The sequence below is a fragment of the Rhodococcus sp. NPDC004095 genome, assembly GCF_053604015.1.
Window position 1 is genome coordinate 224,370 of record NZ_JBSGGS010000001.1, and the last position, 26,662, is coordinate 251,031.

Consider the following 26,662-nt stretch of genomic DNA (forward strand, 5'->3'; position numbering starts at 1 on the left):
GCCATGCTGACACTCAAGGCGGCCGGCTATCTCGATGTCGACTCCGGCGAGATCGTCCGTCCGGGAATTCTGCGGATCGAAGATGACCGGATCGTCGGTGTCGGCGGCAAACCCGAGGGCGAGGTCGTGGATCTGGGCGACCTGATCCTCGTCCCCGGCCTGATGGACATGGAGGTCAACCTGCTGATGGGTGGACGCGGCGAGAAGCCGGTCTACTCCACCGTGCAGGACGACCCTCCGCTGCGCATGCTGCGTGCGGTGGGCAACGCCCGCCGCACGCTGCGTGCCGGCTTCACCACGGTCCGAAACCTCGGACTGTTCGTCAAGACCGGCGGATATCTGCTCGACGTCGCGCTCGGCAAGGCGATCGACGCGGGCTGGGTCGACGGCCCCCGGATCGTTCCTGCCGGACACGCGATCACCCCGACCGGCGGCCACCTCGACCCGACCATGTTCGCGGCCTTCTCCCCCGGTGTGCTGGACCTGACCATCGAAGAGGGCATCGCCAACGGCGTCGACGAGGTGCGTAAGGCGGTCCGGTACCAGATCAAGCACGGCGCGCAGCTGATCAAGGTCTGCGTCTCGGGCGGGGTCATGTCGCACACCGGAACACCGGGTGCACAACACTATTCGGACGAGGAACTGCGGGCGATCGTCGACGAGGCTCACCGGCGGGGCCTCCGCGTCGCGTCGCACACCCACGGCGCCGATGCCGTCCGGGCAGCGATCGCCGCGGGGATCGACTGCATCGAGCACGGCTTCCTGCTCGACGACGACGCCATCGAGAAGATGGTGGAGGCGGGTGCCTTCCTGGTTCCGACCACCCGGCTCGCCGACGCGATGGATGTCTCGCACGCACCGAAGGAACTCCAGGAGAAGGCAGCCCTGATGTTCCCCCGCGCCCGGACGTCGGTGAAGAAGGCATACGACGCCGGCGTGAAGATCGCGGTCGGCACCGACGCACCCGCGATCCCCCACGGCAAGAACGCCGACGAGCTCGTCGCGCTGGTCGAGCGCGGGATGCCCCCGCTTGCCGTACTCCGCGCGGCCACGGTCGTGGCGGCCGAGCTGATCAACGCGCCCGACCGCGGTCGGCTCGCCGAGGGATTGCTCGCCGACGTCATCGGTGTTCCCGGAGATCCGTTGCAGGACATCACCGTCACCCAGAGCGTTCAATTCGTCATGAAAGGCGGGAAGGTCTATGTCAACAACCTCGACAACTGACGACCTGGTCGAGATCAACCAACTGCTCGCCGAGTACGCGGTGAACATGACCCGAGGCAACGTCGACGGCGTGATCGCCGTCTTCACCCCCGACGGCACCTACAGTGCGTTCGGCGACGCGTTCCCGCTGGACCAGTTTCCGGAACTGGTAGCGGCCGCTCCCAAGGGACTGTTCATGACCGGCACCGCGCTGATCGACCTGGACGGGGACACCGCCACCGGCACCCAGCCGCTCTGTTTCGTCGAGGAGGCCACCCACGACATGCGGATCGGGTACTACAACGACACCTACGTCCGTACCGCCGACGGCTGGCGGTTGCGCACGCGGGCCATGACGTTCATCCGTCGCAGCGGTGCGCACGATTCCGGGATCCCGCACGCCTTCGAGCGACCGAGCGCCTGATCGTTCATGGACATCGACGAATTCCGTTCGAGCCTGCGGATGTGGCTCGACGAGAACGATCTGGCCCCCGGACCGGATCATTCGCTCGACGGTCAGGTCGCGCAGTTGGCCCGCGTCCGCCGCGCGCTCCACGACGCGGACTGGATGCGGTATGGCTGGCCCGCCGAGGTCGGGGGCCTCGGCGGACCGGCCGTTCTCCGCGCGGTTCTCGGCGAGGAGGTCGCCACCCGCGACCTGGCCGAGCCCGGGATCTACTCGATGATCGAGGTACTCGCGCCGACGATGATCTCGTACGCCCGCCCCGAACTGGCCGCGGAAATGGTCCCGCTGCTCCTCAGCGGAAGAGAGCAGTGGTGCCAAGGGTTCTCGGAGCCCGGATCGGGCAGCGACCTGGCGTCGCTGAGCACCCGCGCCACCGACCGCGGCGACGGCCACTGGGTGATCAACGGCCAGAAGGTCTGGACCAGCCTGGCGCAGTATGCATCCCGGTGCGTTCTGCTCACCCGTACGTCGGAAGGCCACGACGGGATCACCGCGTTCTTCGTCGACATGGACACCCCTGGCATCACCGTCCGTCCGCTGCGCACCATGCACGGCGTCGACGAATTCGCCGAGGTGTACTTCGACGACGTCGTCGTTCCCGCCGAACGGATGCTCGGCCGGCCCGGGGACGGGTGGCGGGTGGCGATGGACCTGCTGCCGCACGAGCGCTCCACCTGCTTCTGGCATCGGATCGCCTACCTGTTCACCAGGCTCGATCGGTTGATCGAGCAGGCCCCCGCACTCGAGGCGGAGGACGACGCCGACCTGGGCGCGGCGTACCTCGCCCTGCACACCGCCCGCTGCCGGTCGCACGCCACACAGCGCAGGCTGGCGGACGGTGCCCGGCTCGGACCCGAGACCTCGATCGACAAGGTGCTGCTCGCGACCGCCGAACAGCGCCTGCTCGACACCGCTCGCGACCTGCTGCCGGGGACGATCGAATTCGCCGACTCCGAGTGGCGGACGGAGTTCCTGTACTCGCGCGCGGCCACCATCTACGGCGGCACCGCGGAGATCCAGCGCAACATCATCGCGCGCCGACTACTCGAATTGGGGGCGGAGTGACCGTTCACGACATCGAGCTGGATCTGCTCGACGAGACACTGCGCAGGACAATGGCGTCCGCAACGGGTGCCGAGCTCGACGAGGCCCTCGCCGAGCTCGGCTGGGCGGACATGCTCGCGGAGATGCCCGACATCGCCGTGCCTCTGGTGTTCCGGCTGCTCGGCGAGACGGGCACGCACGCGCCGCTGGTCAACGACGTCGTGCTCGCCGCGGCAGGCCTGCCCATCGGCTCCACCGTGCCCCTGCCCTCGGCGGGCGGGCGTTGGGTGATGTGGGACCGCACCGGGTCGACCGGCACGGGGCTCGACAGTGAGCTGCCGGTCCGGGTCGTCTCCTCGGGGAACGAGGTTCCCCTCGCCGCGGGACGCAGGGCGCTCGGCTGGTGGCTGGTCGGTACCGGTCGCGCGATGCTGACGCTCGCCCGCACCCACGCCCTCGATCGGACGCAGTTCGGCAAGCCGGTCGCGAGTTTCCAGGCGGTTCGGCACAAGCTCGCCGAGACCCTCGTCGCCATCGAGGGAGCGGAGGCCACCCTCGACTCCGCGACCGACGATCTCGGCTCACTGCTGGCCAAAGCCGCTGCGGGACAGGCGGCGCTGACTGCCGCACGCCACTGCCAGCAGGTACTCGGCGGCATCGGATTCACCGCAGAACACGCCCTGCACCGGCACGTCCGCCGCACACTGGTACTCGACGGTCTGCTCGGCAGTTCCCGAGAACTGACCAGGGAAGCCGGCGCGATCATCCGCACCCAGGGCTCCGCGCCCCGACTGGTGCACCTGTAGGCGACAGCGAGAACGAAAGGAGTCCACATGAACATCGACGACATGATCCTGGTGAGCATCGACGACCACGTTGTCGAACCGCTCGACATGTTCGACAGACACGTGCCGGCCAAGTACAAGGACTACGCACCGAAGGTCGTGCTCGACGAGAAGGGCATCGAACGGTGGATCTACCGTGACCGCCCGACCGGCGTCGCAGGACTCAACGCGGTCGTGACGTGGCCCGCCGAGGAGTGGGGACGCGATCCGGCCAGCTACGCCGAGATGCGGCCCGCGGTGTACGACATCCACCAGCGGATCGACGACATGAACGCGAACGGCATCCTCGCCTCGATGTGCTTCCCGACGTTCACCGGGTTCAGCGCGGGCCACCTGAGCCACGCAAAGGACGAGATCACGGTCGCGATGATCGAGGCCTACAACAACTGGCACTTCGAGGAGTGGGACGACGCCTACCCCGGCCGGTTCATCAAGATCGCGATCCTGCCGTTGTGGGATCCGCAGTTGGCAGTGCACGAGATCGAGCGCGTCGCGAAGCTCGGCTGCCACTCGGTCACCATGCCCGAACTGCCGCACATCGACGGCCTGCCGAGCTACCACGACATGGACTACTGGGCCCCGGTTCTCCAGGCTCTGTCCGACAACGACATGGTGATGAACCTGCACATCGGTCAGGGCTTCGGCGCACTGCGACTGGCCCCGGACTCCCCCATCGACAATCTGATGGTGCTCGCGCCCAGCGTGTCCCAGATCGCGATTCAGGACCTGTTGTGGGGACCTGCGATGCGGCGGTTCCCCAAGCTGAAGATCGCCCTGTCCGAGGGCGGAATCGGCTGGATCCCGTTCTTCCTGGACCGCTCCGACCGGCACTACACCAATCAGCGCTGGCTGCGCCGCGACTTCGGCGGGAAGCTGCCCAGCGAGGTCTTCCGCGAGCACGTGATCGCCTGCTACGTCACCGACAAGACCTCGCTCAAGCTCCGGCACGACATCGGTATCGACACCATCGCGTGGGAGTGCGACTACCCGCACTCGGACTCGCTGTGGCCGGACGCCCCGGAGTTCGTGCTGAACGAGCTCACAGGGGCCGGTGCCGACGATTCGGACATCAACAAGATCACCTGGCAGAACGCCTGCCGGTTCCTGAGCTTCGATCCGTTCGCGCACATCCCGCGCGAGGAGGCCACGGTCGGCGCGTTGCGGGCCAAGGCCGTCGACGTCGACATCTCGACGCGCTCGCGCAAGGAGTACGCGGCGCTGTACGCGCAGCAGGCCGGCTGAGCCGACCCCGACAGCACTGTGGGGCGGTGCCGAATCCGATTCGGATTCGGCACCGCCCCACAGTCGTTCACGGGTGGGTCGTCAGCAGCCCGGCGGCAGGGCGCCGCCACCACCCTGGATCGAGAGCAGCGCACAGAAGGTGGCCGCGGCAACCTTCCAGGTCCCGTCCTGCTTGACGGCCTGGCCGCCCTGATCCGGGAGCACCGGGTTGCCGCCCATCAGCAGGGTGTAGGTGACGTCGGCGTTGGTGGCATCGGTCGTGGTGACCTTGGCGACCGTGGCGGTGGTGGCCGACGCCTGCGGGTCGGCGGCCATCGCCTCGAGCGCAGGCTGGAAGGTGGCGCCGTTCTCGACGAGACCGGCCCGGGCGGCCGGCGGGGTCGTCCCGTTGAAGAACGCGACGTAGGCGTCCGTGATCTCCTTGGTCGCCGCCGGGTCCGCGGCGGCGGCAGCGGTGGTGGTGGCGGCCGCCTTCGTCGTGGTCGTCGCCGCCGTGGCGTCGTCGTCGGAGTCACTGCTGCAGCCGGTGACGCTCGCGGCCAGGACGGCCACGAATCCACAGGCAGCCAGTGCCCGACGGGAGGTCGAAACCCGCATGATCAATCTCCTATCCGGTGAACGGATGCGCCGCCCACCACTGGGTTTTGCGAAACTGCCTGGGACTCTCCATGTTCGTGCCCGAAACCTGCACGCCCATGTGGCAGGAAGAGTCCAGACTCACCAACACCCCGACAGCGGAGCGGGATTGCTCACTGCCAGGGTGTCGACGTCTTCTGTTGTCCTCGCGGCCTACCGGAGCTTGGCCTTCATCTCGTCCAGCTTCACGAGGATCGGGTATCCGCTGACGCTCAGCGCGTTGCCGTGTCCGGTCTGGTGAACGTCGAACACCGACTGGATCGCGGCGTAGAAGCCCTGCACGTCGAGCGTCTGGTTGACAGCGCGCTTGGCCTGCCGGAGTCCGAACGGCGGCATGTCGGCGATCCGCTCGGCCAGCGCCCGTGTCTCGGAGTCCAGCTCGGCGCGGGGCACCACCTTGTTGACCATGCCGACCTTCTCGGCCTCGTCCGCCGTCACCGGGCGTCCCGTGAACAGGATCTCCTTGGCCTTGCGGGCACCGAGTTCCCAGGTGTGGCCGTGGTATTCGACACCGCCGATGCCCATCATCACGACGGGATCCGAGAACGAGGCGTCGTCCGAGGCGACGATGAGGTCGCACGGCCAGCACAGCAGCAGCCCGCCGGCGATGCACTTGCCCTGCACCGCCGCGATCGACGGTTTGGGCACGTTGCGCCAACGTAGTGAGTACTCGAGATAGCGACGACTTTCGGCGGCAATGATCCACTCCAGGGTGATGTTCCCGGGCGCGGGCCACTTGCCGTCGTTGAGGTCGTGGCCGGACGAGAAGTGCTTGCCCTCGGCCCGGAGCACGATGACCGCCACCTCAGGATCCTCGGCGGCACGGGTCCAAGCGGCATCGAGCTCGTCGAGCAGGTCGCTGTTCTGGGCGTTCGCCACTTCGGGGCGGTTCAGGGTGATGGTCGCGATCTTGTCGGCGACCTCGTAGAGAATGTACAAGACCCGCTCCTCAGCTTCGGGGAAGGCCGAGCACGCGCTCGGCGACGATGGTGCGCTGGATTTCGGAGGTGCCGCCGGCGATGGTCCCTGCGAAGCTGCGGACGTACCGCTCGAACCAACCGGACGAGAAGTTGTCGAGATTCCACGGGGTGTAGGGCGCGGTCGTCGTCGGGTGGACGAGACCGTCCGAGCCGGCCGCGGACAATGCGTGTTCCGCGGCACTCTGCACGGCCTCGGACCCGAGCAGTTTGAGTACCGACAGCGCGGCCACGTCCTGGTTGCCCCGCGCTTCGCGAGCGAGCGCCTGGGAGCCGAGCAATCGCAGCGCCTGGGCGTCCATCACCAGGGTGGCGTAGTGATCGCGGTCCAGTTCGGTCACCGGACGGAAGTCCTCGATGAGGTCTTCCAGTCGGTCGGCGAAGCTCAGCCACAGCAGGGTGCGCTCGTGACCGAGCGACCCCGTCGCCACCCGCCAACCCTTGTTCAACTCCCCGACGAGGTTCTCGGCGGGCACCCGGACGTCGGTGAGGAACACCTCGTTGAAGTCGAGGTCGTCCTCGGCGCAGACCGAGGCGAACGGGCGGCGCGTGACGCCGGGGGTGTCGGTCGGGATGAGCAGCACGCTGATCCCCTGGTGCTTGGGGGCGTCCGGGTCGGTGCGCACGAAGGTCAGCAGCACGTCGGCGTCGTGGGCGCCGGAGGTCCAGACCTTCTGCCCGTTCACCACGAAGTGGTCGCCGTCGAGGACGGCCCGGGTGCGCAGCCCCGCGAGATCGGAGCCGGCGCCCGGCTCGCTCATCCCGAGCGCGGCGGTGATCTCGGCACGCAGAATCCTTGCGGCCCAGCGCTCCTTCTGCTCCTCGGTGCCGAACGACAGGAGCGAGGCGGCGATGATGCCGAGCCCCTGCGGATTGAAACTGTGGTAGATCCGGCGCTTGGACAGTTCCTCGAGATGCACGTACTGCTGCAGGATGGTGGCGTTCCGGCCGCCGAACTCGGGTGGATTGCCCGGCAGCAGCCAGCCGTTGTCGAACTGGACGCGCTGCCAGCGTCTGGCCCAGTCCGGGACGTGGGCACTCGAATGGGACCGTTCGCCCGCCTCGGCGTCCGTGGGCAGGTGCTCGTCGAGGAAGGCCACGAACTCGGCCCGGAACCGCTCGACGTCGTCGTCAAAGGTCAGTTGCACGCGTACTCCTTGGCAATGTGCGTGTCCCGCGCGGCGGCGATGAGCGCTCGATGCTCGGCCGCGCCGCCGAGCAGCAGCTCGCCGACTTTGGCTCGCTTGAGCGCGAACTGAAGGTCGTTCTCCCAGGTGAACCCCATGGCGCCGAACAACTGCAGCCCGTTCCGGAACACCAGGGACTGGCACTCGCCCGCCGCAGCCTTGGCCATCGACGCGGCCACCCGCCGGCGGGGGTCGTCGGCCGCGATCGTCAACGCCGAGTAGTAGGCCAGGGCACGAGCCCGTTCGATGGCGACGTGCATGTCGGTCGCCTTGTGCTGGACCGCCTGGAACGATCCGATCGGCGCACCGAACTGCTCGCGACCGCGAACGTGTTCGAGCGCGAGGTCGAGGATGCGCTGGCACGCACCAACCGTCGTCAATGCCATTCCGGTCAGCGCGAGCTCGCGGGCACGGGCCGGGTCGACGTCGCTGCGGGCCTCGTCGCCGATCCGCACTCCGTCGAAGCGGACCTCCGCGAGGTGCAGGACGGGATCGAACACCGGGCTACGAGTCGCGGTCACCTGCTCGGCGGGGACGACGAACACGCCGGCCCCGGTGACGACCGCGAACCGGTCGGCGCGGTCGCCGTCGAGGACGTGATGGGCCGTGCCGTCGAGCACCCAGTCGCTGCCGACCCGGTGCACTGCGATGCCGTCGTACACCGCCGTACCCGACAGGGCGGGATCGGCAAATGCCGTTGCGAGAGGGGTGAACTGGGTCATGGTCGCGAGATAGGGCGTTGGATCGGTGCTGCGCCCCAGCTCTTCGAGAACGATCGCCAGCTCGACGGCGGCCTCGGGGTCCGTCAACTCGGTCCAGCCCAGATCGATGTACCGCTTCCACAGCGGACCCGGATCCGTACCGTTGTCGACGACATTACGAATCAGCGTGGGCGAACACTCCTTGGCCGTGACGTCACGGACCGTGTCCTGCCATAGCCGCTGATCGGAATCGAACTCGAAGAGCATTCCGACCTGCCTCCTCCATCAGAGCGCGGTGCACAGTATGGAAGTGAGAATAGCATTCTCATTTGATGAAAGTAATAGTCTCTCAAAAGACCGCGCCATGTGACCTGGCGGCGCAATTGCGCCTTACCCTCCGGTACAGTGCTTCCATGTTCGCCATCAATGAGAGAGCGCAGATCCGACCGTGACCGGCGCAAACGAAGAGCCGGCCTGGAAGGCGCGCGCAGTCGAACGCTCCATCAAAACCGCCAAACTCCGCGCGGAACAGCGTGTCCAGCGCTTCCTCGACGCCGCACAGGCGATCATCACCGAGAAGGGCACGACGGACTTCACGGTGCAGGAGGTCGTCGACCGGTCGAAGCAATCCCTGCGCAGCTTCTACCTGCAGTTCGACGGCAAACACGAGTTGCTGCTTGCCCTCTTCGAGGATGCATTGAGCCGCTCCGCGGACCAGATCCGGGCCGCCGCAGCCGGCCAGACCGACCCCATCGAGCAGCTCCGCGTCTCGATCGAGCTCCTCTTCGAGTTCTGCCGCCCCGACCCGACCGCCCAGCGCCCGCTGTTCACGGATTTTGCTCCACAGTTGCTGGTCTCGCATCCTTCCGAGGTCAAGGTCGCACACTCTTCCCTGCTCGCACTGTTCACGGAGCTGATGGAGCGGGCGTACGAGGCCGGAGAACTGCGTGAGGACGTCAACCCCCGCCGCATGGCCGCGATGACGATGCAGACGGTCATGTTCATCGCCCAGTCCAGCGGCGCGACCGACGACGCGACCATCAAGCCCATCACTGGCGAGGAAGTCTGGACCTTCTGCGCACGGGGGTTCGCACACTCCTAGCGAGAACAACATTCTCTTTTCGGCAGAGTTCTGATTACACTCGGCGGTATGTCCGAGTTGTGGAACGACCTACTCGCCTGCCTCGACCTGCGCCCGGTGGCGGACCCCCACGCGGTGTTCGAGGGAGACAACCAGCACCTCGAATACCACCGCCTCTTCGGCGGCCAGATCCTCGGCCAGCTCACCCGGGCCGCTGCCCTGGCCTGTCCGGGCAAGGACCTCAAGTCCCTCCACGTGCTCTTCCCCCGCGAGGGCCGGGCCGACGAACCGGTCCGCTACGAGGTGACACGCCAGCACGAGGGACGGTCCTTCGCCACGTTGACCGTCGTGGCACGGCAGTCGAAGGGGCCGATCGCCACGGCCACGATCTCGATGCACACTCCCGAGGACGGCCCGGTGCACCAGTGGGTCCCCGACGTCCCGGCCGTACTGCCCGACCGGCACCGAGCCCATTTCGACCTGATCCCGTGGGAGACCCGAACCACCACGGACCTCGACGCCACCGGCACGGCGGCGCCGGAGTTCGAAATGTGGATGCGCACACCGGAAGTCGATCCGGCTCTCGGGCCGGCACTCGTCGCGTACGCAACCGATCTCAACCTCATCGGCACCGCCCTGCTGTCGGTGGACGGGTTGTGCCAACTCGGCAACGGCACCGCCTTCACCTCCGCGGTCACCTCCCACACCTTGTGGTTCCATCGCCCGCTGCGCACCGACGACTGGCTGCTGCTGCGCCAGCACAGCCCCCTGGTGGCCGGCGGCCGGTGCTTCGGCCGCGGCGACGTCCTCACCCCGGGCGGGAATCTCGTCGCCTCCTACGCCCAGGAAGCGCTCCTTCGCCTGCCCTGACCGCAGCACCCCTACCCCTTTCCAGAGCGGAGTCGAATACGTTGCGTGACAACGGCAGCAGTTCCGAGCAGGCCCATTCGCTCCGGGTCGCGCAGTGGGCCACAGGCAACATCGGAGCCAAGTCGCTGCGCGGCGTCATCGAGCACCCGAACCTCACCCTGGCCGGCGTGTACGTCCACGGCACCGACAAGGTGGGACGGGACGCCGGCGAACTGTGCGGCACGGGCCCGACTGGGATTCTCGCGACGGGGAGCATCGAGGACATCGTCGACGCCGCGGTCGACTGCGTCCTGTACATGCCGCGCGCCTGCGACTACGACGAGGTGTGCCGACTACTCGCATCGGGCATCAACATCGTCACCACTCGCGGCGAGTTCCACCATCCGGCGAGCATGGATCCCGCCGTCCGCGCTCGTGTCGAAGCGGCGTGCGAGCTCGGCGGATCCTCGATCCACAGCACCGGCAGCAGTCCCGGATTCATCACCGAGGCCGTCCCGCTCGTCCTGGCCTCGGTGCAGCGCCGGCTCGAGCACCTGGCCATCGACGAGTTCGCCGATCTCTCCCGGCGCGACTCCCCGGCGATGCTGTTCGAGGTGATGGGGTTCGGCGGCGACCCGACCGTCGACTCACAGCATCGGGCGGCACACCTGCGGGCCAGTTTCGGGCCGTCCCTGCAGTTGCTCGCGGACGGCCTCGGCCTGCCCCTCGACGCGGTCGAGGCGAGCGGGCAGGTGGCCGTCGCGAGACAGACCACGACGATCGCTGCGGGCACCATCGAGGCAGGCACCGTTGCGGCACAACGGGTTACCGTCTCGGGAATGCGGAACGGGCGCGAACTGCTGCGCTTCCGTGCCACCTGGTACTGCACCACCGACATCGAGTGGGACGTACGGGCCACCGGCTGGCATCTCGCCGTCGACGGGGACGCCCCGCTCGACATCGACATCCGGTTCCCGGTGCCACTCGAACGGATGAGCGCGGTCTCCCCCGGCTACACCGCCAACCGCGCCGTCAATACCGTTGCGGCGGTGTGTGGAGCGGCGCCGGGGATCCGCTCGACTCTCGACCTGCCGCAGGCGCTGGCCACATTCGACTGAGTGCCGCGGCGGCGGCCACTGCGAAGGCGGGGCCGTCGCCGTCACCGGCGGTGTCGCGGCTCCTGCACATCGGTTCCGGGTTCCCGGCCGAGGAGACGCGCCGCGGCCCGGTAGGGGTCGAGACCCCCGTCCGCGACTGACTCGGCGAGGCCGGCGAGGCACGGGTCGCTGCGGAGGCGGGACTGGGCCAGCGAGAGGATCTGCGCCAGCGCCTTGGCGATTCGGCGCTCGCGCGTGTCCGCCTGCTGGTGGGTCTCGATCGCATCGACCAGGTCGGTCAGTCCGTCGCCCCGGGAGGCGACGAGTTTGACGATCGGGACCATGACCTCGGTTCGCAGATCCCGCACCGTCTGGTCGGCACCGTCGCGATCCGCCTTGTTCACCACGATCAGGTCGGCGACCTCGAGCAGGCCCGCCTTCGCTGCCTGAACCGCGTCTCCCGCACCGGGATTGAGCACGGCGACGGTGGGGTCGGCAACGGCGGCGATCTCGATCTCGGACTGTCCGACGCCGACGGTCTCCAGCAGGATCAGGTCGTAGGACAGTGCAGCCAGCAGGTGGACGGCCGCGGGCACCGCGGCGGCGAGACCGCCGAGGTGCCCGCGGGTCGCTACCGAACGGATCAGCACGTCGGGATCGTCGATGTGCTGTGCCATCCGGATCCGGTCGCCGAGCAGGGCGCCGCCGCTGTACGGCGAGGACGGATCCACCGCCAGTACTGCCACGCGCATGCCGCGTTCGCGATAGGCGCCGACCAGGGCGGCGACGGTTGTCGACTTCCCGGCGCCTGGCGGCCCGGTCACACCGACAACCCGGGTGGTGGCCGGGTCGAGCACCGAGATCACCTCGTCCCGGCGCGGGCTCTCGACCAGGCTCAGCAACCGCCCGACCGCCCGGGTCGACCCGGCCCGCGCGGCCGCGACGAGTTCCGGGACACTGGCCGCCGCCGGCTCCGGAACACCGGTCGCGGGCCGCCCGGAGACACCTGTCACGGCGCGGGGACCTCGATCACCGTGGCCGAGCCCATGCCGCCCCCGGCACACATGGCCGCGACACCGATTCCGCCACCGCGACGGCGCAACTCGTGCACCAACGTGACCAGCATCCGGGCCCCGGACGCGGCGACCGGATGTCCGAGCGAGCACCCACTGCCACTGACGTTGACCTTGTCCGGGTCGATGTCGAGCAGTTTGACGGTGGCCACGCACATCGCGGCGAAGGCCTCGTTGATCTCGAACAGGTCGACGTCGCAGAAGGTCATTCCCGCGCGGGCGAGGGCCTTCGGGATCGCCTCGACCGGGGCGAGACCGGTCCGGGAGGGGTCCACTGCGACCGACGCCCAGGACCGGACCGTGGCCAGCGCGGGCAGTCCCAGGTCGGAGCTCGCGATGGTGAGCGCGGCGGCGGCGTCGTTGGCGCCACACGCGTTGCCTGCCGTGATGCTGAACCCCTCGATCTCGGGATGCAGCGGCTTGAGCGAGGCGAGCTTCTCCATGCTGGTGTCACGACGCGGATGCTCGTCGACGGAGAACAGGCCGTGCGGGGTGTCGATCGGGACGATCTCCTCCTTGAACCGGCCCTCCTCGATGGCCTGCACCGCGTTTCGGTGTGACCGCAGCGCCCACGCGTCCATCTCCTCGCGCGACACCCTGGCCTCCACCGCGGCGTTCCAGCCGACGGTGATCGACATGTCGCGGTTGGGTGCATCCGGACGGTCGGGGTGGGTGGGCGACATCCACGGCACCCACTCGTCCCCGACCCGGGTCAACGACCGCGGTGCGGTGGACGCGGAGTTCACGCCGCCGGCGATCACGAGCGAGTCCATGCCGGCGCGGATGCTCGCGGCCGCGGTTTGGACCGCTCCCTGCCCGGCCGCACAGTGCCGGTTGAGGGCGAGACCGGGAACGCTCGTCAACCCGGCGGTGATCGCGGCGTGTCGCGCGATCACGCCGCCGCCGTGCAGTCCCTCGGCGAGGATCACGTCGTCGATGCGGCCAGGGTCGAGCCCCTCGGCCGCGGCGGCGACCACGTGGTGCGCCAGGTCGAAGGCACTGGTGTCACGGAGGGTGCCCTTCCCGGCGGTACCGATGGGCGTACGCAGGGCGGACACGATGACAGCATCAGGCATTGGCATTCTCCAGTTCGGCGATAAGATTGCGGCGCAACAGCTTTCCGGTCTCTGTCTTGGGAAGATCGGCCCGGAAGACGATGGTGTCGGGTGTCTTCGAGGAGCGCAGCCGTTCCCGGACCCAGTTCGTGAGCTCGACCGGGTCCGCGTCACCGACGAGCACCGCGACGATGCGCTGCCCCCATTCCGCGTCGGCGACGCCGATCACCGCGGCCTCGACGACTCCCGGATGGGCGAGCAGCACGTCCTCGATCTCCGCCGGCGCGATGTTCTCGCCGCCACGGATGATGGTGTCGTCGGCGCGGCCCTCCACGAACAGGTACCCGTCCGCGTCGATCCGGCCGAGATCGCGGGTGGCGAACCAGCCGTCGGCGTCGAGGACGCTGCGCTTGCCGTACTCACCGGAGATCTGCTCGCCTCGGACGAACACGAGTCCGGTCTCGCCGGCGGGGACGGGGTCGCCGCTTTCGGTCCGCACCGCGATCTCGATGCCCGGCAGCGGCCTCCCGACCGATCCGAGGCGGTCCCGGACCGCGGGATCGCTCGACGCGAACGCCTCGCGGTGATCCTCCGGCGACAGCACCGCCACCGAGGACGCCGTCTCGGTCAGCCCGTACGCGTTGACGAATCCGGTGTCGGGGAATGCCCGCAGGGCGTGCTCGAGGACCGGGCGCGGGGTCCGGGATCCGCCGTACGCGAGGCTGTGCAGCGTCGGGGTGGCCGCGTCGTCGTCACCCAGTTCGTTCACGATGCGCGCCAGCATCGTCGGCACGAGCATCGCGTGCGTGACCCCTTCGCGCCGAACGGTGGCGAGCCATTCCGTCGGGTCGAACGCGGGCAGGTAGACCACCCGGCGGCCGGTGTACAGGTTCGAGAGCAGATTGGTCAGCCCGGCGATGTGATACGGCGGCACCGCAACCAATGCCGCGTCGGTGGCGTCCGAGGAACCGAACTCCAGCGTGTTCAGCACGTAGGCGAGCAGGTGCCGGTGCCGCAGCACCGCGGGCTTCGGGTCCGACGTGGTCCCGCTGGTGTAGATGATCGCGGCGACGGCGTCTCCGTCCCACTCCGGCAGCGGTTCGGCGGCGGACGGGTCCGACTCAGGCGCACCGTCGGCGGTGTCCGACTCAGGCGCACCGTCGGCGGTGTCCGACTCAGGCGCACCCAGAAACGCGTCGAGGTCGCCGGGTTCGAGGACGAGGGCACCGGGGTGCTTGTCCCGAAGTGCGGTGAGCTGGTTGTCCCCGAGTCGGTAGTTGAGCGGGACGAACGGCACGCCGGCGAGGGCGGCACCGAACAGCGCCACCGGGTAGGCCGGATGGTTGGCACCCAGGTAGAGCACCGCCGGCTGGTCTCGGAAGCGGGCGGCGGCTCGATGGGCCTGATCCAGTAACTGTGCCGAGGTCAGCGACCGTCCGGCACCGGTCACGGCGATCCGATCGCCATCCGCTGCGGCCATTTCTAGAATCATGCTGATGTTCATGAGAACATGATTCTCTCAGCACGAGAGCAATAGTTGCAAGAAGGGAAATCAATATGCAGATCAATGGCAGCTCCGCGATCGTCGTGGGCGGCACGGGGGGCCTCGGCGAGGCCACCGTTCGACGCCTCCACTCCGCCGGCGCCAAGGTGGTCGTCGCGGACGTCAACGACGACAAGGGCAAGGCGCTCGAGGAGGAGCTGGGTGTTCGCTACGTGCGCACCGACGCCGGAGACGAGGCGTCGGTGAGCGCCGCCGTAGCCGAAGCGGAGTCGCTCGGCCCGCTGCGCATCTCCGTGGACTGCCACGGCGGCCCGGCCGGCGGCGGACGGCTGGTCGGCAAGGACGGCAGCCCGATGTCGCTCGACGCGTTCCGCACGACCATCGACTCGTACCTGATCTCGGTGTTCAACGTGATGCGGCTGTCCGCGGCCGCCATCGCCAAGACCGAACCGCTGGAGGAGGGAGGGCGCGGAGTCATCGTCAACACCGCCTCCATCGCGGCGTACGAAGGCCAGATCGGCCAGCTGCCCTACTCGGCAGCGAAGGGCGGTGTCGTCGGCATGACCCTGGTCGCGGCCCGCGACCTGTCCCCGCTCGGCATCCGGGTGTGCACCATCGCACCCGGTACCTTCCTCACGCCGGCCTACGGCAAGGCCGGCGACCAGCTCGAGGCGTACTGGGGCCCGCAGGTCCCGCACCCCAAGCGGATGGGCCGCTCCCCCGAGTACGCGACCCTCGTCGCGTCCATCGTCGAGAACGACTACCTCAACGGCGAGGTGATTCGCCTCGACGGCGCGCTGCGGTTCCCGCCGAAGTGACACCCCTCGCAGGCAAGGTTGCATTCGTCGCCGGCGCGAGCCGCGGCATCGGTGCGGCCGTCGCCGCGGCGCTCGCGGAGGCGGGCGCCGCGGTCGCGGTGGCCGCCCGATCCGAGACCGAGGGCCGGATCCCGGGCACGATCGGTGCGGTCGCGGACCGGATCACCGCATCCGGCGGCCGCGCACTGGCCGTGCCGTGCGACGTCACCGACGAGGCGTCGGTCGAGGCCGCGGTGGCCGCGACCGTCGCCGAGTTCGGCGGGATCGACATCCTGGTCGCCAACGCCGGAGTGCTCTGGCAGGGACCGATCGAGTCCACCCCGCTCAAACGGTGGCAGCTGTGTCTGGACGTCAATCTGACCGGAGTGTTCCTGGTGACCAAGGCCGTGATCCCGCATGTGCGGGCGCGCGGGGGCGGCTCACTGATCGCGGTGACCACCACCGGCGTCACCATGACCGATCGCGGCTCGAATGCCTACTGGGTGTCCAAGGCCGCAGTCGAACGCCTCTACCTCGGGCTGGCCGCGGATCTGAAGGGCGACAACATCGCGGTGAACTGTGTGAGCCCGTCCCGGGTCGTGCTGACCGAGGGCTGGACGGCGGGTGGCAGCGGGATCGAGATCCCACCGGAGATGGTCGAACCGGTGGAGACGATGGGTGCGGCCGCGGTACTACTGGCAGCACAGGACGGTGCCGGTGTCACCGGCACCATTGCGCGATCGGAAACGCTAGTGCCGCATGCATGAATGCTTGTCGACCGATATCGCCGGCGGGGATACCGGAACCTGATGGCCCAGGTATCCCCGCTGTCGTTCCACGCAGACCAGCCCGTGGCGCTCCTACGTTGGAGACATGCCCTGGGGCGTGTCTCCTGATCCCTCTCGGATGCACCTGGCGAAACAATCGTCGTCCGGCAAGGCGAAGGCGAGGCCGATACCGCTGTTGTATCGGCCTCGACGACAACGCAGCTGGGCGGCGATTGGGCGCCAGGGGCGCCGAAACGGGGATTGGGAGACATGCCCTAGGTGACCGCCCCCGAGGTCTTGAGCGCGATGATTCGATCCCAGTCCAACCCGATCTCGAGCAGGATTTCCTCTGTCTGCGCCGCGAATTCGGGCCCCGGCCGGAGGTCGGGGGCGGTTTCGTCGAACTGCACCGGGTTGGCAACCAGCTCGAGTTCACCCGCTTTGACGAGATACTCGTTGGCGCGGATCTGTGCGTCGTCGACGACCTGAAGTGAGTCCTGGATCGGCGCCCACGGGCCTGACAACGTCGCGAACCGCTCGGTCCACTCGGCCAGGGTCCGGGTGACGATCGTCTCCCGCAGCAGGGCCACCGCTTCGAGGGTGTTCGCGGCGATCGACTCGGCGTCCGCGAAACGCGGGTCCTCGATCAGTTCCGGCCGGTCGATGTGCCTGCACACGTCGGGCCAGAACCGGGCCGCCTGCAACATGACGAACGCCAGGTACCGGTCGTCGGAGGTCGCATACACCCCGGACAGCGGATTGACCGGTGACGCGTGCGCACCGGGCGGGGACGCGACCATCGGCTTGCCGAGATGCGCGGACAGCGCGACGGTGTGTCCCATCGACCACAGGCCGCTGCCGAGCAGGGACACGTCCACGATCGACGGCTCACCCGTTTGTGCGCGCCCCAGCAGCGCCGCCGCGATACCCCCGGCAAGGTTCGTGCCCGAGATCGTGTCTCCGAAGGCCGGACCGGGCGGCCCGATCATGCCCTCCACCCCGGGTGGCGTGAGGGTGGCGGCGACGCCGGCACGCGCCCAGAAGGCGGTCATGTCGTAACCGCCCCTGGAGGATTCGTCACCGCGCGGACCGAGCGCGCTTCCGCGCGCGTAGATGATCGCCGGATTGACCGCGCGGATGTCGTCGACGTCGATGCCCAGCTTGGTTCGGACCTGGGGCAGATAGCTGGTCAGGAACACGTCCGCGCCGCGGACCAGGCCGAACAGGACCTCCTTCCCCTCAGGGGTCGAGATGTCCAGGCCGATGCTGCGCTTGCCCCGATTCGCGTGCTCCACATTCGGATTCGGGTCGCCCTCGACCTTGAACTGGCCGGTCTGACGCAGGCCTCGTTGCGGGTCCCCGGTCACCGCGTGCTCGACCTTGATCACGTCGGCTCCCCAGTCGGCGAGCACGGCGCCCGCCGACGGGACGAACCCGTACATCGCTACCTCGACGACACGAAAACCTTTGAGCGGATTCACTTGACCACCGCCGCGAACGTCTTGAGCTCGAGGAACTCCTCGAGCCCTGCGGGGCCCATCTCACGTCCGATTCCCGACTGCTTGTACCCACCGAACGGGGCGTCCGGCGAGAAGTAGTTGCCGCCGTTGATACTGAACGTGCCGGTGCGGATGCGACGGGCGAGCGCGATCGCCCGGTCGTCGTCCGCACTCATCACGCCGCCGGAGAGGCCGTAGGCGGAGTCGTTCGCAATTCGAACGGCGTCGTCGTCGTCCGCGTAGGCGATCACCGAGAGCACGGGCCCGAAGACCTCTTCCTGTGCGATCTCGCTTGACGGGTCGACATTCGCCAGGAGGGTCGGGGTGTAGAAGTATCCCGGATCCACCTTCTCGCCGCCCGTGACGAGGCGAGCGCCCGCCGCGACGGCCCGCTTGACCAGGCCGTCGACCTTCTCGCGCTGCCGAGCGCTGATCAACGGTCCCATGTAGGTCTCGGGACTGGCCGGATCGCCGTACTTGATGTACCCGAGGTTGGTGGCGACGAGGTCGACGATCTCGTCGTGGTGCGCCCGCGGTACCAGCAGCCGGGTGGTCAGTGCACAACCCTGTCCGGCGTGTGAGCAGATGCTGAATGCAGCGAACAGCGCCGACATCGCGAAGTCCGCATCGTCGAGGACGATCAGCGCCGATTTCCCGCCGAGTTCGAGGAAGACCCGCTTGAGGGTGTCGCTGCCGGCCGCCATGATCCGGCGACCGGTGGCGGTGGAGCCGGTGAAGGTCACCACGTCCACGTCGGGGTGAGTGCTCAGTGTCTCGCCGACCGCGACCTCGGACGAGGAAAGCACGTTGACCACACCGGCGGGGATGTCGGTGTGGGCGGCGATCAGCTCACCGAGCGCGAGCGTGACCAGCGGTGTGTCCGGTGCGGCCTTGAGCACGACCGTGCATCCCGCGGCCAGCGCCGGAGCCAGCTTGGCCAGCGCGAGCTGGTTCGGGTAGTTGTAGGCCACGATGGCCGCGACGACTCCCGCCGCTTCCTTCTCCACCCAGCGGCGGTGTTGCGCGCCGCGAACCTCGATCTCTCCGAGTTCCTCCGTCAGCGGGTACGCACGGAGCAGGTCCGCATAGTAGCGCACGATCCCGATCGGGGCGTCGAGCTGGTTGCCGAGCGTCAGCATGCGTGTGGCGCCCACCTCGGCGATCGTCAGCTCGCGCAACTCCTCTGCGTGGTCGAGCAGTGCCTGGTGCAACTGGTCGAGGCACTCGACACGGAACGCGACATCGGTCGCCCAGGTCGTGGTGTCGAAGGCACGTCGCGCGGCGGCGATGGCCGCCTCGGCCTCGGCGGCGCCTGCGTCCGGCGCGTGGCCGAGGACATCGCCGGTGGCGGGATTGATCGATTCGAAGGTCCGTTCGGCATTAACCAGTTGCCCGTCGATCAGCAGACGCCTGCCGACCTCCAGAACCGTTGCGTCGCTGCCCCCGCCTGCCACGGCGGTTGTCACATCGTCCTGCGATGACATCCTGTCTCCTCACTCGTCACTGGTATCGAATCCGCTGGAGTGGCAATACATTTCTTCTAGTTGAGGATCAGTTCCCGCCAGGTGATCTCGGAGGCCGGGGTCACCAGATCGGACTTCTGGTACAGCCGGCCGTCGGGTGCGACGAAGCGACCGGTGTTCGGGTCGTAGGGCACCGCGCTCACCTCCGGCTGGGCCGCCCCGCCGCCGAACGAACTCGGTGTCGTGACGACCGCCCCGCCATCACCCTGCGGCGCCGGGATCGGCTCCGCGACATCTGTGGACGGCGGCCGGCCGAAGTACCGGGAGTCCGGCGCGACCCCCTGCGCCTCGAGATTCGGATCCCGCGGATAGGGCCCGAACACCGGCTGCTCGGTGGCCAACGGATGGAATTCCTCGTCACTGTTGCACAATTCGGCTGTCGCGGCCCGCTTGCCCGGCTGCCCCATGCACGGGATGTTCCGGGCGCCGCGCACCGCGATCTGCGAGTCCTGCGGCAACTTGCAGTAGAGGTCCTCCGGAGTGTCGAGGGTTTCGGTTTCCGCCGGCGACCGCCAGGCCGACGGCGGCAGGAACCCGACCGTGCACGCCGGCGGATCCGATATGCCCCCGAACCGGAAGGTGCCCAGACCCAGGCCTGACGCGTTGTTCTTCGGCTGAACGGTCTGGATCATCGAGATCGCGGGCGGCAGCAGGACCAGCATCTGTTCCAGGCCTGCGTTGTACGTGACTCCGAGCTGCCCGACCGAGGTCAGGTTCGCGAGCAACACCGGCAGCGTGAGTTTCATCGAGTCGAGAAGCGCGGAGGTCTCGTGCGCGAATCCCGGCCCGGACTGCAGGATCGACCGCACCTGCGGGTCGTTCGTGTTCAACTGCCCGGTGACGCCGGCGAGACTGCGGGTCCAGATCTCGATCGCGTCGGCGCTGCGCGCCTGCGAGTCGAGCAGCGGTTCGGCGTCTTCGATCAGCGTTCGAGTCGGCTCCGCGACGCTGTTCGCGGCGGCGGCGATCGTGGCCGACGAGTCCAGCAACGACTGCAGGTCGTACTGGGCCCCGTCCAGGCCCGCGTACACCTCGTCGAGGAGCTGGTTCAGCTTGTCCTCGGGGATGCTCCCGACGAGCGCACTGAGGCTGTCCAGCATCGGGCCCACCGGTTGCGGGATCTTGGTGTCGCTCGCGTCGATCACCGATCCGTCCTGCAGGTAGGGCGCCGAATCGGTGCGCGGGCGCAGATCCACGTACTGCTCTCCCACCGCGGAGATGCTCCGGACCTCGGCTTCGAGGTCCGCCGGGATCTTCTGCCCGTCGTCGATGGACAGCGTCGCCCTGACACCACCCGGCGTGAGTTCGACGGCGACGACCTTGCCGACCTCCACGCCGCGGTAGGTGACGTTGCCGAAGCGATACAGCCCCCCGGCGGCGGGCAACTCCAGGCCGACACTGATCCTGCCGATACCGAGGAGGTTCTGCACTTGGATGTACCCCAGCGCCATCACGAGCGCGCCGATGATCGACAGGGTCGTGAAGATGACCAGCTGGATGCGAACGAAGCGCGACAGGATCATCGGCCGCCTCCGCTGCCCGGCGGCGTCACTCCGACGCCCAGCGGATCCTTCGTCTGGATGGAGTGCCCCGGATCGCCGACCGCTGCCTGGATCGCGGCGTTCGGGTCACCCCACGGGGTTCCCGACAGCAGTTCCCGCTGCAGCCGCGGCACCGTGAGATCGACTGTGGCGAAGAGGTTCACGTAGTCACCACGGACGGCCCGGTCGATGACACTCTGACCGTACGGGTACACGGTGGCATAGGCGAGCGCCTTGTCGATGTCCGGCCCCACGTCGGCCAGCGACCGGAGGGTCGGCTCCAGATTCCGCAGGTTGGCCACCAGGTCCGCCTGCACATCGGACACCACTCCGCTTGCGGTGTCGCTGAAGGCCCGCAATTTGTCCAGAGCTGCCATGAGTGTGGGCTGCTCCTTGGAGAGCACCTCGAGTGCGGGCGGAAACTTCTCGAGCGCCTCGGTCACGACGGCGTTCTGCGCAGCGAACGTACCTGCCAGGCGGTTGAGCTCCTGCATGGCGGTCACGATGCCGTTGCGCTGTTCGTCCAGTGTGCCCACGAAGGTGTCGAGCCGGCCGATCAGCTCCCGGTAGTCACCCTGCCGTCCGTCGAACGCGGTGTTCACGTTGCTGATGATGTCGCCGATCTGGCCGAGCCCGCCGCCGTTCACCACCACCGACAGCGCGGCGAGCGTCTTCTCCGTCGACGGGTAGGTCGATGACATGGTCAGCGGGATCTTCGCACCCGGCTCCAGCTGTCCCGCGGGCGCGACACCTACCGGTGGGTTCAGTGCCAGGTGACTGGATCCGAGCAGGCTGGTCTGGCCGATGGTGGCCACGGCGTTGGCGGGAACCACGACCCCTGGCCCCACCGACACGTCGACCATGGCATGCCACCCGTCGACCGTCATGGCGCCGACGCTCCCGACCACGACGTCGTCCATCATGACCGGTGAATTCGACTCGAGGGTGCCGACGTTGGCCATCTCCACGTGGAACACCGTCGAACCGTCCCCCCGCCCGGGTGCCCCGGGCAGAGGTAGCGAGTTCACCCCTTCCCACGCGCACCCGGTCGCAGTGACGAGCGCACAGGAACATGCGGCGACGAGCCGCAGACGCCGTCGGGTCGGCTGGCCCCAAGCTGTCATGACGATGGCCTTCCCGCGGGAAATATCAGGTCCTGCACGCCCATCGGCGCCCTCGCCGGCGCCTGCTGCCCCACCACGGCCGGGATCAGGTCGGGCTCGGTGTAGATGATGTTCTCGGGCCGGGCCGTCGGCCCCTTCACCGGATTGATCGGGGTCGGAAGGTAGTTGAAGTTCAGCAGGTTCAACACCGGCCCCAGGTAGTCGGCACACTTCTTCGCCGCCTCGGCGGACGTGGTGTTCTCGAGACTTGCGACGCTCGCACAGATGAACTGCACGGGATTCGCGAAGTTGTTGACCACGAACACCCCGGCCTCGGTGCCGGTGTCCGGGTTGTAGATGTTGTAGAAGTTGGCGAGGCTGGTCGGGAAGATGTGCAAGAGCTGCTCGACGTCCTTCCTGTTGTCGACCAGGTTCTGTGTCACGTTCGCCAGGCGTTGCACCTGCTCGCTCGCTCGATCCCTGTTGTTCGCGACGAACCGCTGGACGTCCCCGACCGCGACCGAGAGGGTGGTCAGGGCCGAGTCCAGGTCGGACCTGCTGTCGTCGAGCACGCTCGACAGCGTGGCCAGGCGGTTCTCGAACTCGACGATCTCGACGTTGCTCCGACGAAGCACCGTGACGAAGTTCTGCAGGTTCCGGATCGTCTCCGCGATGTCGCCGCTTCCGTCGGCGAGGATCCGGCCGACGCCGGACAGCTGCGCTAGCGTCTCCCGGAGTTTGTCGCCGTTGCCCGCCATCGCATCCGCGGCACTGTCGACGAAACGACCGGCCGAGCTGCTCGACGGTTCACTGTCGGGGCCCAGATCGGTTGCAAGCCTGGTCAACTGGTTCTTGACCTCGTCCCACTCGACGGGAACCGCGGTGCGCTCCACCGGGATCACCGCACCGTCGTCCATCGTCGGGCCGGACGACCGGTAGGCAGGAGTCAGCTGAACGTACCGTGACGAGACGAGGCCCGGTGCGACGATCACCGCCCGCGCGTCGGCCGGAATCTGCACGCCGCGGTCGATGTCCATCACCAGTTCGGCAGTGGTGCCCTGGGGCCGAACCGCCGTGATCTTCCCGACCTTCACACCGGACACGCGGACGTCGTCGCCGGCGTAGATCGCGGTGGTGGTGGTGAAGACCGCGGTGATCGTCCTGGGGCCGAACAGTTCCCGGTGCCCGATCACCCCCGCGGCGGTGACCAGCGCGACCACGAGCAGGGCTGCGACGATCTGGGCGACACGGCGAAGACTCATCGGGGCGCCTCCACGTGCGGCACCGCGAACTGGCTGCGCGGCTCGATCCCGAAGGCTTGGTCGAGGAACGGCTGGATCTCCTGGGCGGGGATCAGGTTTGCGACGAAGGCGTTGTAGAAGGGGCCGCCGGACACCGCTTCGCCCTGTGTCAGCGCGACCTTCGCAAGCCCGGGCAGCGCCTTGGCGATGTTGTCCCGGTTCTCCTCGAGCATCGCGGCCACCGCGTTCATCCGATCCAGCGCCGGTGCCAGTTCGGCTTCGTTGTCGGCAACCAGGCCCACCAGTTGCTCGGACACGGCCGTGGTGTTGGCGAGCAGGTCGACGATCGCCTGTTTGCGGTCCACCAGGGTACCGAGGAGCGAGTTCGCGTTGAGGATGAGGGAATTGACCTGCTCGCTCCGCTGCGACAGGATGCCCGTCACGTCACCGGTGGTGGCGAGCAGGTCACGCAGGGCAGCATTGCGACTGTCGATCGTCCTCGACAGTCGTGTCAGTCCATCGAATGTCGGGCCCAGCTGCGGCGCCACCTGGTCGAGTGTCACCGCGAGCGTGTCGAGCGACTGGTTGACCGCATCCGTGTCGATCGAGCTGACATTGGTGGTGAGATCGCCGACGGCGTCGGTCAGCGAGTACGGGGACGACGTGTGCGCGATCGGGATCACGTCCGTGGGCATCAGCCGATCGTCACCGGCGGAGTCCAGTGCCAGCACTCGCTTGCCGAGCAGGGACCCGGTCTTGATGTGAGCAGTGGTTTCGGACCCGAGCCGCACCTTCGTCGAGACGTCGAACGCGACGAGTGCATCGCCGCCCTCCAAGGACACCTTCGCCACCCTGCCCACCGGCACTCCGGACACGATGACGTCGTCACCGGCGGCGAGGCCTCCGGCTTCGCCGAACACCGCTTCGTAGCGAACGGTCGTCGCCATCGTGACGAAGGCCTGGAAGTTCAGGCCCACCAGCAGAATGCACAGCACCAGGACCATGCCGATCAGTCCGTGGCGAATCAGATGGCGACCGCGGTATCGGAGCATCAGTCCGAACACCTCCCGGATTCCTGTTTGATCCAGGGCATCTCGACCACTGCGCCGGACGAGTCGTTCAGGCGCACCGTGACCGCACAGATGTAGTACTGGATGAAGTTTCCGTATGCGCCGAGCCGAACGAGCTTCCGGAAGTTCTCCGGCGCCTTCTCCAGCGCCGAGTCCAGACGGGCCTTGTCGTCGTCGATCAACGGTGCCAGACGGGCGAGTTCGTCAACCGTCCCGGCGAGGGGCGGCCGCGCCTCGGTCAGCAGGTCCGCAACCGATGCCGTCCCTTGGTCGAGCGCCTCGACGGCGGCGCCAATCGGGTCCCGGTCCTGCGACAACTGGGCGACCAGGGTGTCCAGACGGTCGATCGTCGCGGTGAACTCGTCTCCGCTCTCGGCCAGTGTGGCCATCACCGATCTCAGGTTGTCGATCAGTTGCTGCACCACGGCGCCGTTGTCCGCCAGCGTCGATGTGAAGGACGACGTCTTCGACAGCAGGGAACCGACCGTCGCTTCCTGTCCCTGCATGATCTGCAGGAGCGAAGAGGTCAGTGCATTGACGTCCTGCGGGTTCAATCCCTCGATCACCGGCTTGAATCCGCCGAGTAGCAGGTCCAGGTCGAGCGCGGGTGACGTGTGGTCGACCGGTATCTGTGAACCGGCGGTCAGGATCTGCGTCGAGCCCGGCCCCTCCGACAGTTCCAGGTAGCGGTCGCCGACCAGGTTGAGGTAGCGGACCGCCGCGGTCGTCCCGGTGGTCAGCACGAGATCGCGGTCCGCGTTGAACTCCACCTCGACCCTGTGGTCATCCTGCAGTGTCACTCCGTCGACTGTGCCGACCCGGATGCCCGCGACCCTGACGACGTCACCGCTCCGCAGTCCGGAGGAGTCGTCGAAGAGCGCCGAATAGCTTGTCGTCGAGCCGGTTCGGTACTGTCCGAAAACGAGCACGAGAAACCCGGTCAGGATGACCATGACCACCGCGAACACGCCGAGCTTCCACACCGGCCCGTTGCGGGACGCGTTCATCGGCCACCTCCGAGCGTACCGAACAGCGCCTGCGGGAGGCTGATGCTGTTCAGTTCCAGCCCTTTCCGCGGGTTGGCGAACGGGTTCGCCCCGACGTCGGCGACGACGAAGGGTGGCGGATCCTCGAAGCCGACCGGCAGAACCGAGCACTGCGGACCGCCGGTCGCGGCAACCTTGGGGAGGTTGTCCGGGTACCGGTACGCGTCGGTGCCCCAGAGGAAGTTGGCCGACAGGCCGAGTCCGGGGACGTCGACCGGTTTCGAGTCGGCGAGATACGCCAGTCCGGTGAGCGAGCAGGTGAGCGCCTCGTTGTACCGGTTGGTCATTGCCGTCGTCGGCAACAGGACGTCGAGAGTCGTTGCCAGCGCAGACCTGTTGTCGGCGAGGACCTGGTTCCCGATGTCGGCGAGGCCGACAACGCTGACCAGGAAGGCATCGAGATTCTGTTGTTCCTCGACGACCGTTCGGCTGATCCTGGTGGCGTTCGCGGTGGTGTCGAGCAGTGCGGGCGCTGTCTCCGCGTAGGTGCCTGCGACGGTCGGCGCGAGGGCGATGTCATTGCGAAGGGCCGGCAGTCCGGGCTCGAGGGTGGCGAGGAACGCGTTCAGCTCGGTGACGGTCTCGCCGAGCTGTTTTCCCCGCCCGTTCGTTGCCGAGGCGATCGCTCCGAGGGTCGTGTTGAGCTTCTCGGGCTCGATCTGGTCCAGGACCGTCGTCAGCTGCTCGAAGACCGTGTTGATCTCGACCGTGACCCGCTCCGCTTCCAGCACCTGCCCGGCCTCCATGGGCGCCGGAGAGGGTGTCGCCGGCGGCACGAAGTCGACGAACTTGGCTCCGAACACCGTCGTCGACGCGATGTCGACCGTGACATCGGACGGTATCCGTCCGATCTGCTCGGGATCCATGGCCAGTTGTATCGCGGCCCGGCCGTCCGGGAGCGTGTCGATGGAATCGACCCTGCCCACCGTCACTCCGCGCATCTTCACCTTGGCGTCGGGATACATCACCAGTCCCGCACGGGGCGAGAGGACGGTCACCGGGACGCTGTCGGCGAATCCACCGCTGAACGCGGTCGCCGCGGCGAATACGACGAGAGCGGCGAAAGCAATCGTTCCCAGTCCCACGAGGGGACGCACGACACCCGGAGCCATCGA

General features: G+C 67.9%; 25 protein-coding genes. 10 read left to right on the top strand and 15 right to left on the bottom strand.

The window, feature by feature from the left end; translation table 11 throughout:
• Positions 1 to 3 precede the first annotated feature (3 nt).
• The 5 genes from ACWEPG_RS01020 to ACWEPG_RS01040 are packed head-to-tail and all read left to right on the top strand — an operon-like array spanning position 4 to position 4,800.
• A complete protein-coding gene (locus tag ACWEPG_RS01020) occupies positions 4 to 1,224 on the top strand; it encodes an amidohydrolase family protein (protein WP_452593645.1) in 1,221 nt (406 codons plus the stop codon).
• Positions 1,202 to 1,627: a nuclear transport factor 2 family protein gene (locus ACWEPG_RS01025; RefSeq protein WP_450111866.1), complete on the top strand. Its 426-nt coding sequence runs from the start codon at positions 1,202 to 1,204 to the stop codon at positions 1,625 to 1,627. The genes ACWEPG_RS01020 and ACWEPG_RS01025 overlap by 23 nt, the downstream gene beginning before the upstream one ends.
• A 6-nt stretch (positions 1,628 to 1,633) precedes the next feature.
• On the top strand, positions 1,634 to 2,734 hold the full coding sequence (locus ACWEPG_RS01030; protein WP_452593646.1) for an acyl-CoA dehydrogenase family protein: 1,101 nt from the start codon (positions 1,634 to 1,636) through the stop codon (positions 2,732 to 2,734).
• Positions 2,735 to 2,784: 50 nt separating this feature from the next.
• Positions 2,785 to 3,519, top strand: a complete 735-nt coding sequence (locus tag ACWEPG_RS01035) for an acyl-CoA dehydrogenase family protein (protein ID WP_452593866.1) — start codon at positions 2,785 to 2,787, stop codon at positions 3,517 to 3,519.
• A 27-nt stretch (positions 3,520 to 3,546) separates the two neighbouring features.
• Positions 3,547 to 4,800, top strand: a complete 1,254-nt coding sequence (locus tag ACWEPG_RS01040) for an amidohydrolase family protein (RefSeq protein ID WP_452593647.1) — start codon at positions 3,547 to 3,549, stop codon at positions 4,798 to 4,800.
• 81 nt (positions 4,801 to 4,881) lie between these two features.
• On the opposite strand, the gene ACWEPG_RS01045 is transcribed toward ACWEPG_RS01040, so the two are convergent.
• The 4 genes from ACWEPG_RS01045 to ACWEPG_RS01060 form a co-directional block, all read right to left on the bottom strand.
• Positions 4,882 to 5,397 (bottom strand): hypothetical protein, encoded by a 516-nt coding sequence (locus tag ACWEPG_RS01045; protein ID WP_452593648.1) that lies wholly within the window; start codon positions 5,395 to 5,397, stop codon positions 4,882 to 4,884.
• A gap of 192 nt (positions 5,398 to 5,589) precedes the next feature.
• Positions 5,590 to 6,375, bottom strand: coding sequence for an enoyl-CoA hydratase (locus ACWEPG_RS01050; protein ID WP_452593649.1), 786 nt, complete (start codon positions 6,373 to 6,375; stop codon positions 5,590 to 5,592).
• A 10-nt stretch (positions 6,376 to 6,385) separates the two neighbouring features.
• The gene (locus ACWEPG_RS01055; RefSeq protein ID WP_452593650.1) at positions 6,386 to 7,561 is read right to left on the bottom strand and encodes an acyl-CoA dehydrogenase family protein; all 1,176 of its coding nucleotides are present in this window, start codon (positions 7,559 to 7,561) and stop codon (positions 6,386 to 6,388) included.
• Entirely contained in the window at positions 7,552 to 8,568 is a 1,017-nt protein-coding gene (locus ACWEPG_RS01060; RefSeq protein ID WP_452593651.1) for an acyl-CoA dehydrogenase family protein, read from the bottom strand. The genes ACWEPG_RS01055 and ACWEPG_RS01060 overlap by 10 nt, the downstream gene beginning before the upstream one ends.
• 181 nt (positions 8,569 to 8,749) lie before the next feature.
• Between ACWEPG_RS01060 and ACWEPG_RS01065 the strand changes: the two genes are divergently transcribed.
• From ACWEPG_RS01065 to ACWEPG_RS01075, 3 genes are read left to right on the top strand one after another with little or no spacing between them, the layout of a single operon-like run.
• Positions 8,750 to 9,403: a TetR/AcrR family transcriptional regulator gene (locus tag ACWEPG_RS01065; protein ID WP_452593652.1), complete on the top strand. Its 654-nt coding sequence runs from the start codon at positions 8,750 to 8,752 to the stop codon at positions 9,401 to 9,403.
• A 48-nt stretch (positions 9,404 to 9,451) separates the two neighbouring features.
• Entirely contained in the window at positions 9,452 to 10,252 is an 801-nt protein-coding gene (locus ACWEPG_RS01070; RefSeq protein WP_452593653.1) for an acyl-CoA thioesterase, read from the top strand.
• A 41-nt stretch (positions 10,253 to 10,293) separates the two neighbouring features.
• Positions 10,294 to 11,349 carry an NAD(P)H-dependent amine dehydrogenase family protein gene (locus tag ACWEPG_RS01075; RefSeq protein WP_452593654.1) on the top strand — a complete coding sequence of 352 codons (1,056 nt, stop codon included), beginning with the start codon at positions 10,294 to 10,296 and terminating at the stop codon, positions 11,347 to 11,349.
• A gap of 41 nt (positions 11,350 to 11,390) precedes the next feature.
• On the opposite strand, the gene meaB is transcribed toward ACWEPG_RS01075, so the two are convergent.
• From meaB to ACWEPG_RS01090, 3 genes are read right to left on the bottom strand one after another with little or no spacing between them, the layout of a single operon-like run.
• Positions 11,391 to 12,341 (bottom strand): methylmalonyl Co-A mutase-associated GTPase MeaB, encoded by a 951-nt coding sequence (meaB, locus tag ACWEPG_RS01080; RefSeq protein WP_452593655.1) that lies wholly within the window; start codon positions 12,339 to 12,341, stop codon positions 11,391 to 11,393.
• Positions 12,338 to 13,477, bottom strand: coding sequence for a thiolase family protein (locus ACWEPG_RS01085; protein ID WP_452593656.1), 1,140 nt, complete (start codon positions 13,475 to 13,477; stop codon positions 12,338 to 12,340). Before ACWEPG_RS01085 ends, meaB begins: the two co-directional genes overlap by 4 nt.
• Positions 13,470 to 14,960, bottom strand: coding sequence for a class I adenylate-forming enzyme family protein (locus tag ACWEPG_RS01090; protein ID WP_452593657.1), 1,491 nt, complete (start codon positions 14,958 to 14,960; stop codon positions 13,470 to 13,472). Before ACWEPG_RS01090 ends, ACWEPG_RS01085 begins: the two co-directional genes overlap by 8 nt.
• Positions 14,961 to 15,013: 53 nt before the next feature.
• Here ACWEPG_RS01090 and ACWEPG_RS01095 point away from each other — a divergent pair, with 53 nt between their 5' ends.
• Both ACWEPG_RS01095 and ACWEPG_RS01100 read left to right on the top strand, forming a co-directional pair.
• Positions 15,014 to 15,778, top strand: a complete 765-nt coding sequence (locus ACWEPG_RS01095; RefSeq protein WP_452593658.1) for an SDR family NAD(P)-dependent oxidoreductase — start codon at positions 15,014 to 15,016, stop codon at positions 15,776 to 15,778.
• Positions 15,775 to 16,524, top strand: coding sequence for an SDR family NAD(P)-dependent oxidoreductase (locus ACWEPG_RS01100; protein ID WP_452593659.1), 750 nt, complete (start codon positions 15,775 to 15,777; stop codon positions 16,522 to 16,524). The genes ACWEPG_RS01095 and ACWEPG_RS01100 overlap by 4 nt, the downstream gene beginning before the upstream one ends.
• Positions 16,525 to 16,799: 275 nt before the next feature.
• Here the strand turns inward: ACWEPG_RS01100 and ACWEPG_RS01105 are convergent, their stop codons facing one another.
• The 8 genes from ACWEPG_RS01105 to ACWEPG_RS01140 are packed head-to-tail and all read right to left on the bottom strand — an operon-like array spanning position 16,800 to position 26,659.
• Positions 16,800 to 18,005: a CaiB/BaiF CoA transferase family protein gene (locus ACWEPG_RS01105; RefSeq protein WP_452593660.1), complete on the bottom strand. Its 1,206-nt coding sequence runs from the start codon at positions 18,003 to 18,005 to the stop codon at positions 16,800 to 16,802.
• Positions 18,002 to 19,507 (bottom strand): aldehyde dehydrogenase family protein, encoded by a 1,506-nt coding sequence (locus tag ACWEPG_RS01110; RefSeq protein WP_452593661.1) that lies wholly within the window; start codon positions 19,505 to 19,507, stop codon positions 18,002 to 18,004. Before ACWEPG_RS01110 ends, ACWEPG_RS01105 begins: the two co-directional genes overlap by 4 nt.
• 56 nt (positions 19,508 to 19,563) lie before the next feature.
• Positions 19,564 to 21,069 carry an MCE family protein gene (locus ACWEPG_RS01115; RefSeq protein WP_452593662.1) on the bottom strand — a complete coding sequence of 502 codons (1,506 nt, stop codon included), beginning with the start codon at positions 21,067 to 21,069 and terminating at the stop codon, positions 19,564 to 19,566.
• Entirely contained in the window at positions 21,066 to 22,211 is a 1,146-nt protein-coding gene (locus tag ACWEPG_RS01120) for an MCE family protein (RefSeq protein WP_452593663.1), read from the bottom strand. Before ACWEPG_RS01120 ends, ACWEPG_RS01115 begins: the two co-directional genes overlap by 4 nt.
• On the bottom strand, positions 22,208 to 23,452 hold the full coding sequence (locus ACWEPG_RS01125; protein WP_452593664.1) for an MCE family protein: 1,245 nt from the start codon (positions 23,450 to 23,452) through the stop codon (positions 22,208 to 22,210). Before ACWEPG_RS01125 ends, ACWEPG_RS01120 begins: the two co-directional genes overlap by 4 nt.
• Positions 23,449 to 24,483 (bottom strand): MCE family protein, encoded by a 1,035-nt coding sequence (locus ACWEPG_RS01130; RefSeq protein ID WP_452593665.1) that lies wholly within the window; start codon positions 24,481 to 24,483, stop codon positions 23,449 to 23,451. Before ACWEPG_RS01130 ends, ACWEPG_RS01125 begins: the two co-directional genes overlap by 4 nt.
• Positions 24,483 to 25,508 (bottom strand): MCE family protein, encoded by a 1,026-nt coding sequence (locus ACWEPG_RS01135; protein WP_452593666.1) that lies wholly within the window; start codon positions 25,506 to 25,508, stop codon positions 24,483 to 24,485. Before ACWEPG_RS01135 ends, ACWEPG_RS01130 begins: the two co-directional genes overlap by 1 nt.
• Complete coding sequence (locus ACWEPG_RS01140) at positions 25,505 to 26,659, bottom strand: MCE family protein (RefSeq protein WP_452593667.1); 1,155 nt, start codon at positions 26,657 to 26,659, stop codon at positions 25,505 to 25,507. Before ACWEPG_RS01140 ends, ACWEPG_RS01135 begins: the two co-directional genes overlap by 4 nt.
• Positions 26,660 to 26,662 lie beyond the last annotated feature (3 nt).

Bases quoted from the DNA above. Each gene is read 5' to 3' on its own strand.
- ACWEPG_RS01095 (WP_452593658.1), top strand. From the start codon at position 15,014: ATGCAGATCAATGGCAGCTCCGCGATCGTCGTGGGCGGCACGGGGGGC.
- ACWEPG_RS01035 (WP_452593866.1), top strand. From the start codon at position 2,785: ATGGCGTCCGCAACGGGTGCCGAGCTCGACGAGGCCCTCGCCGAGCTC.
- ACWEPG_RS01030 (WP_452593646.1), top strand. From the start codon at position 1,634: ATGGACATCGACGAATTCCGTTCGAGCCTGCGGATGTGGCTCGACGAG.
- ACWEPG_RS01110 (WP_452593661.1), bottom strand. From the start codon at position 19,507: ATGTCATCGCAGGACGATGTGACAACCGCCGTGGCAGGCGGGGGCAGC.
- ACWEPG_RS01025 (WP_450111866.1), top strand. From the start codon at position 1,202: ATGTCAACAACCTCGACAACTGACGACCTGGTCGAGATCAACCAACTG.
- ACWEPG_RS01070 (WP_452593653.1), top strand. From the start codon at position 9,452: ATGTCCGAGTTGTGGAACGACCTACTCGCCTGCCTCGACCTGCGCCCG.
- ACWEPG_RS01130 (WP_452593665.1), bottom strand. From the start codon at position 24,483: ATGCTCCGATACCGCGGTCGCCATCTGATTCGCCACGGACTGATCGGC.
- ACWEPG_RS01045 (WP_452593648.1), bottom strand. From the start codon at position 5,397: ATGCGGGTTTCGACCTCCCGTCGGGCACTGGCTGCCTGTGGATTCGTG.
- ACWEPG_RS01135 (WP_452593666.1), bottom strand. From the start codon at position 25,508: ATGAACGCGTCCCGCAACGGGCCGGTGTGGAAGCTCGGCGTGTTCGCG.
- ACWEPG_RS01040 (WP_452593647.1), top strand. From the start codon at position 3,547: ATGAACATCGACGACATGATCCTGGTGAGCATCGACGACCACGTTGTC.
- ACWEPG_RS01120 (WP_452593663.1), bottom strand. From the start codon at position 22,211: ATGACAGCTTGGGGCCAGCCGACCCGACGGCGTCTGCGGCTCGTCGCC.
- ACWEPG_RS01115 (WP_452593662.1), bottom strand. From the start codon at position 21,069: ATGATCCTGTCGCGCTTCGTTCGCATCCAGCTGGTCATCTTCACGACC.
- ACWEPG_RS01140 (WP_452593667.1), bottom strand. From the start codon at position 26,659: ATGGCTCCGGGTGTCGTGCGTCCCCTCGTGGGACTGGGAACGATTGCT.
- ACWEPG_RS01090 (WP_452593657.1), bottom strand. From the start codon at position 14,960: ATGAACATCAGCATGATTCTAGAAATGGCCGCAGCGGATGGCGATCGG.
- ACWEPG_RS01085 (WP_452593656.1), bottom strand. From the start codon at position 13,477: ATGCCTGATGCTGTCATCGTGTCCGCCCTGCGTACGCCCATCGGTACC.
- ACWEPG_RS01020 (WP_452593645.1), top strand. From the start codon at position 4: ATGCTGACACTCAAGGCGGCCGGCTATCTCGATGTCGACTCCGGCGAG.
- ACWEPG_RS01060 (WP_452593651.1), bottom strand. From the start codon at position 8,568: ATGCTCTTCGAGTTCGATTCCGATCAGCGGCTATGGCAGGACACGGTC.
- ACWEPG_RS01125 (WP_452593664.1), bottom strand. From the start codon at position 23,452: ATGAGTCTTCGCCGTGTCGCCCAGATCGTCGCAGCCCTGCTCGTGGTC.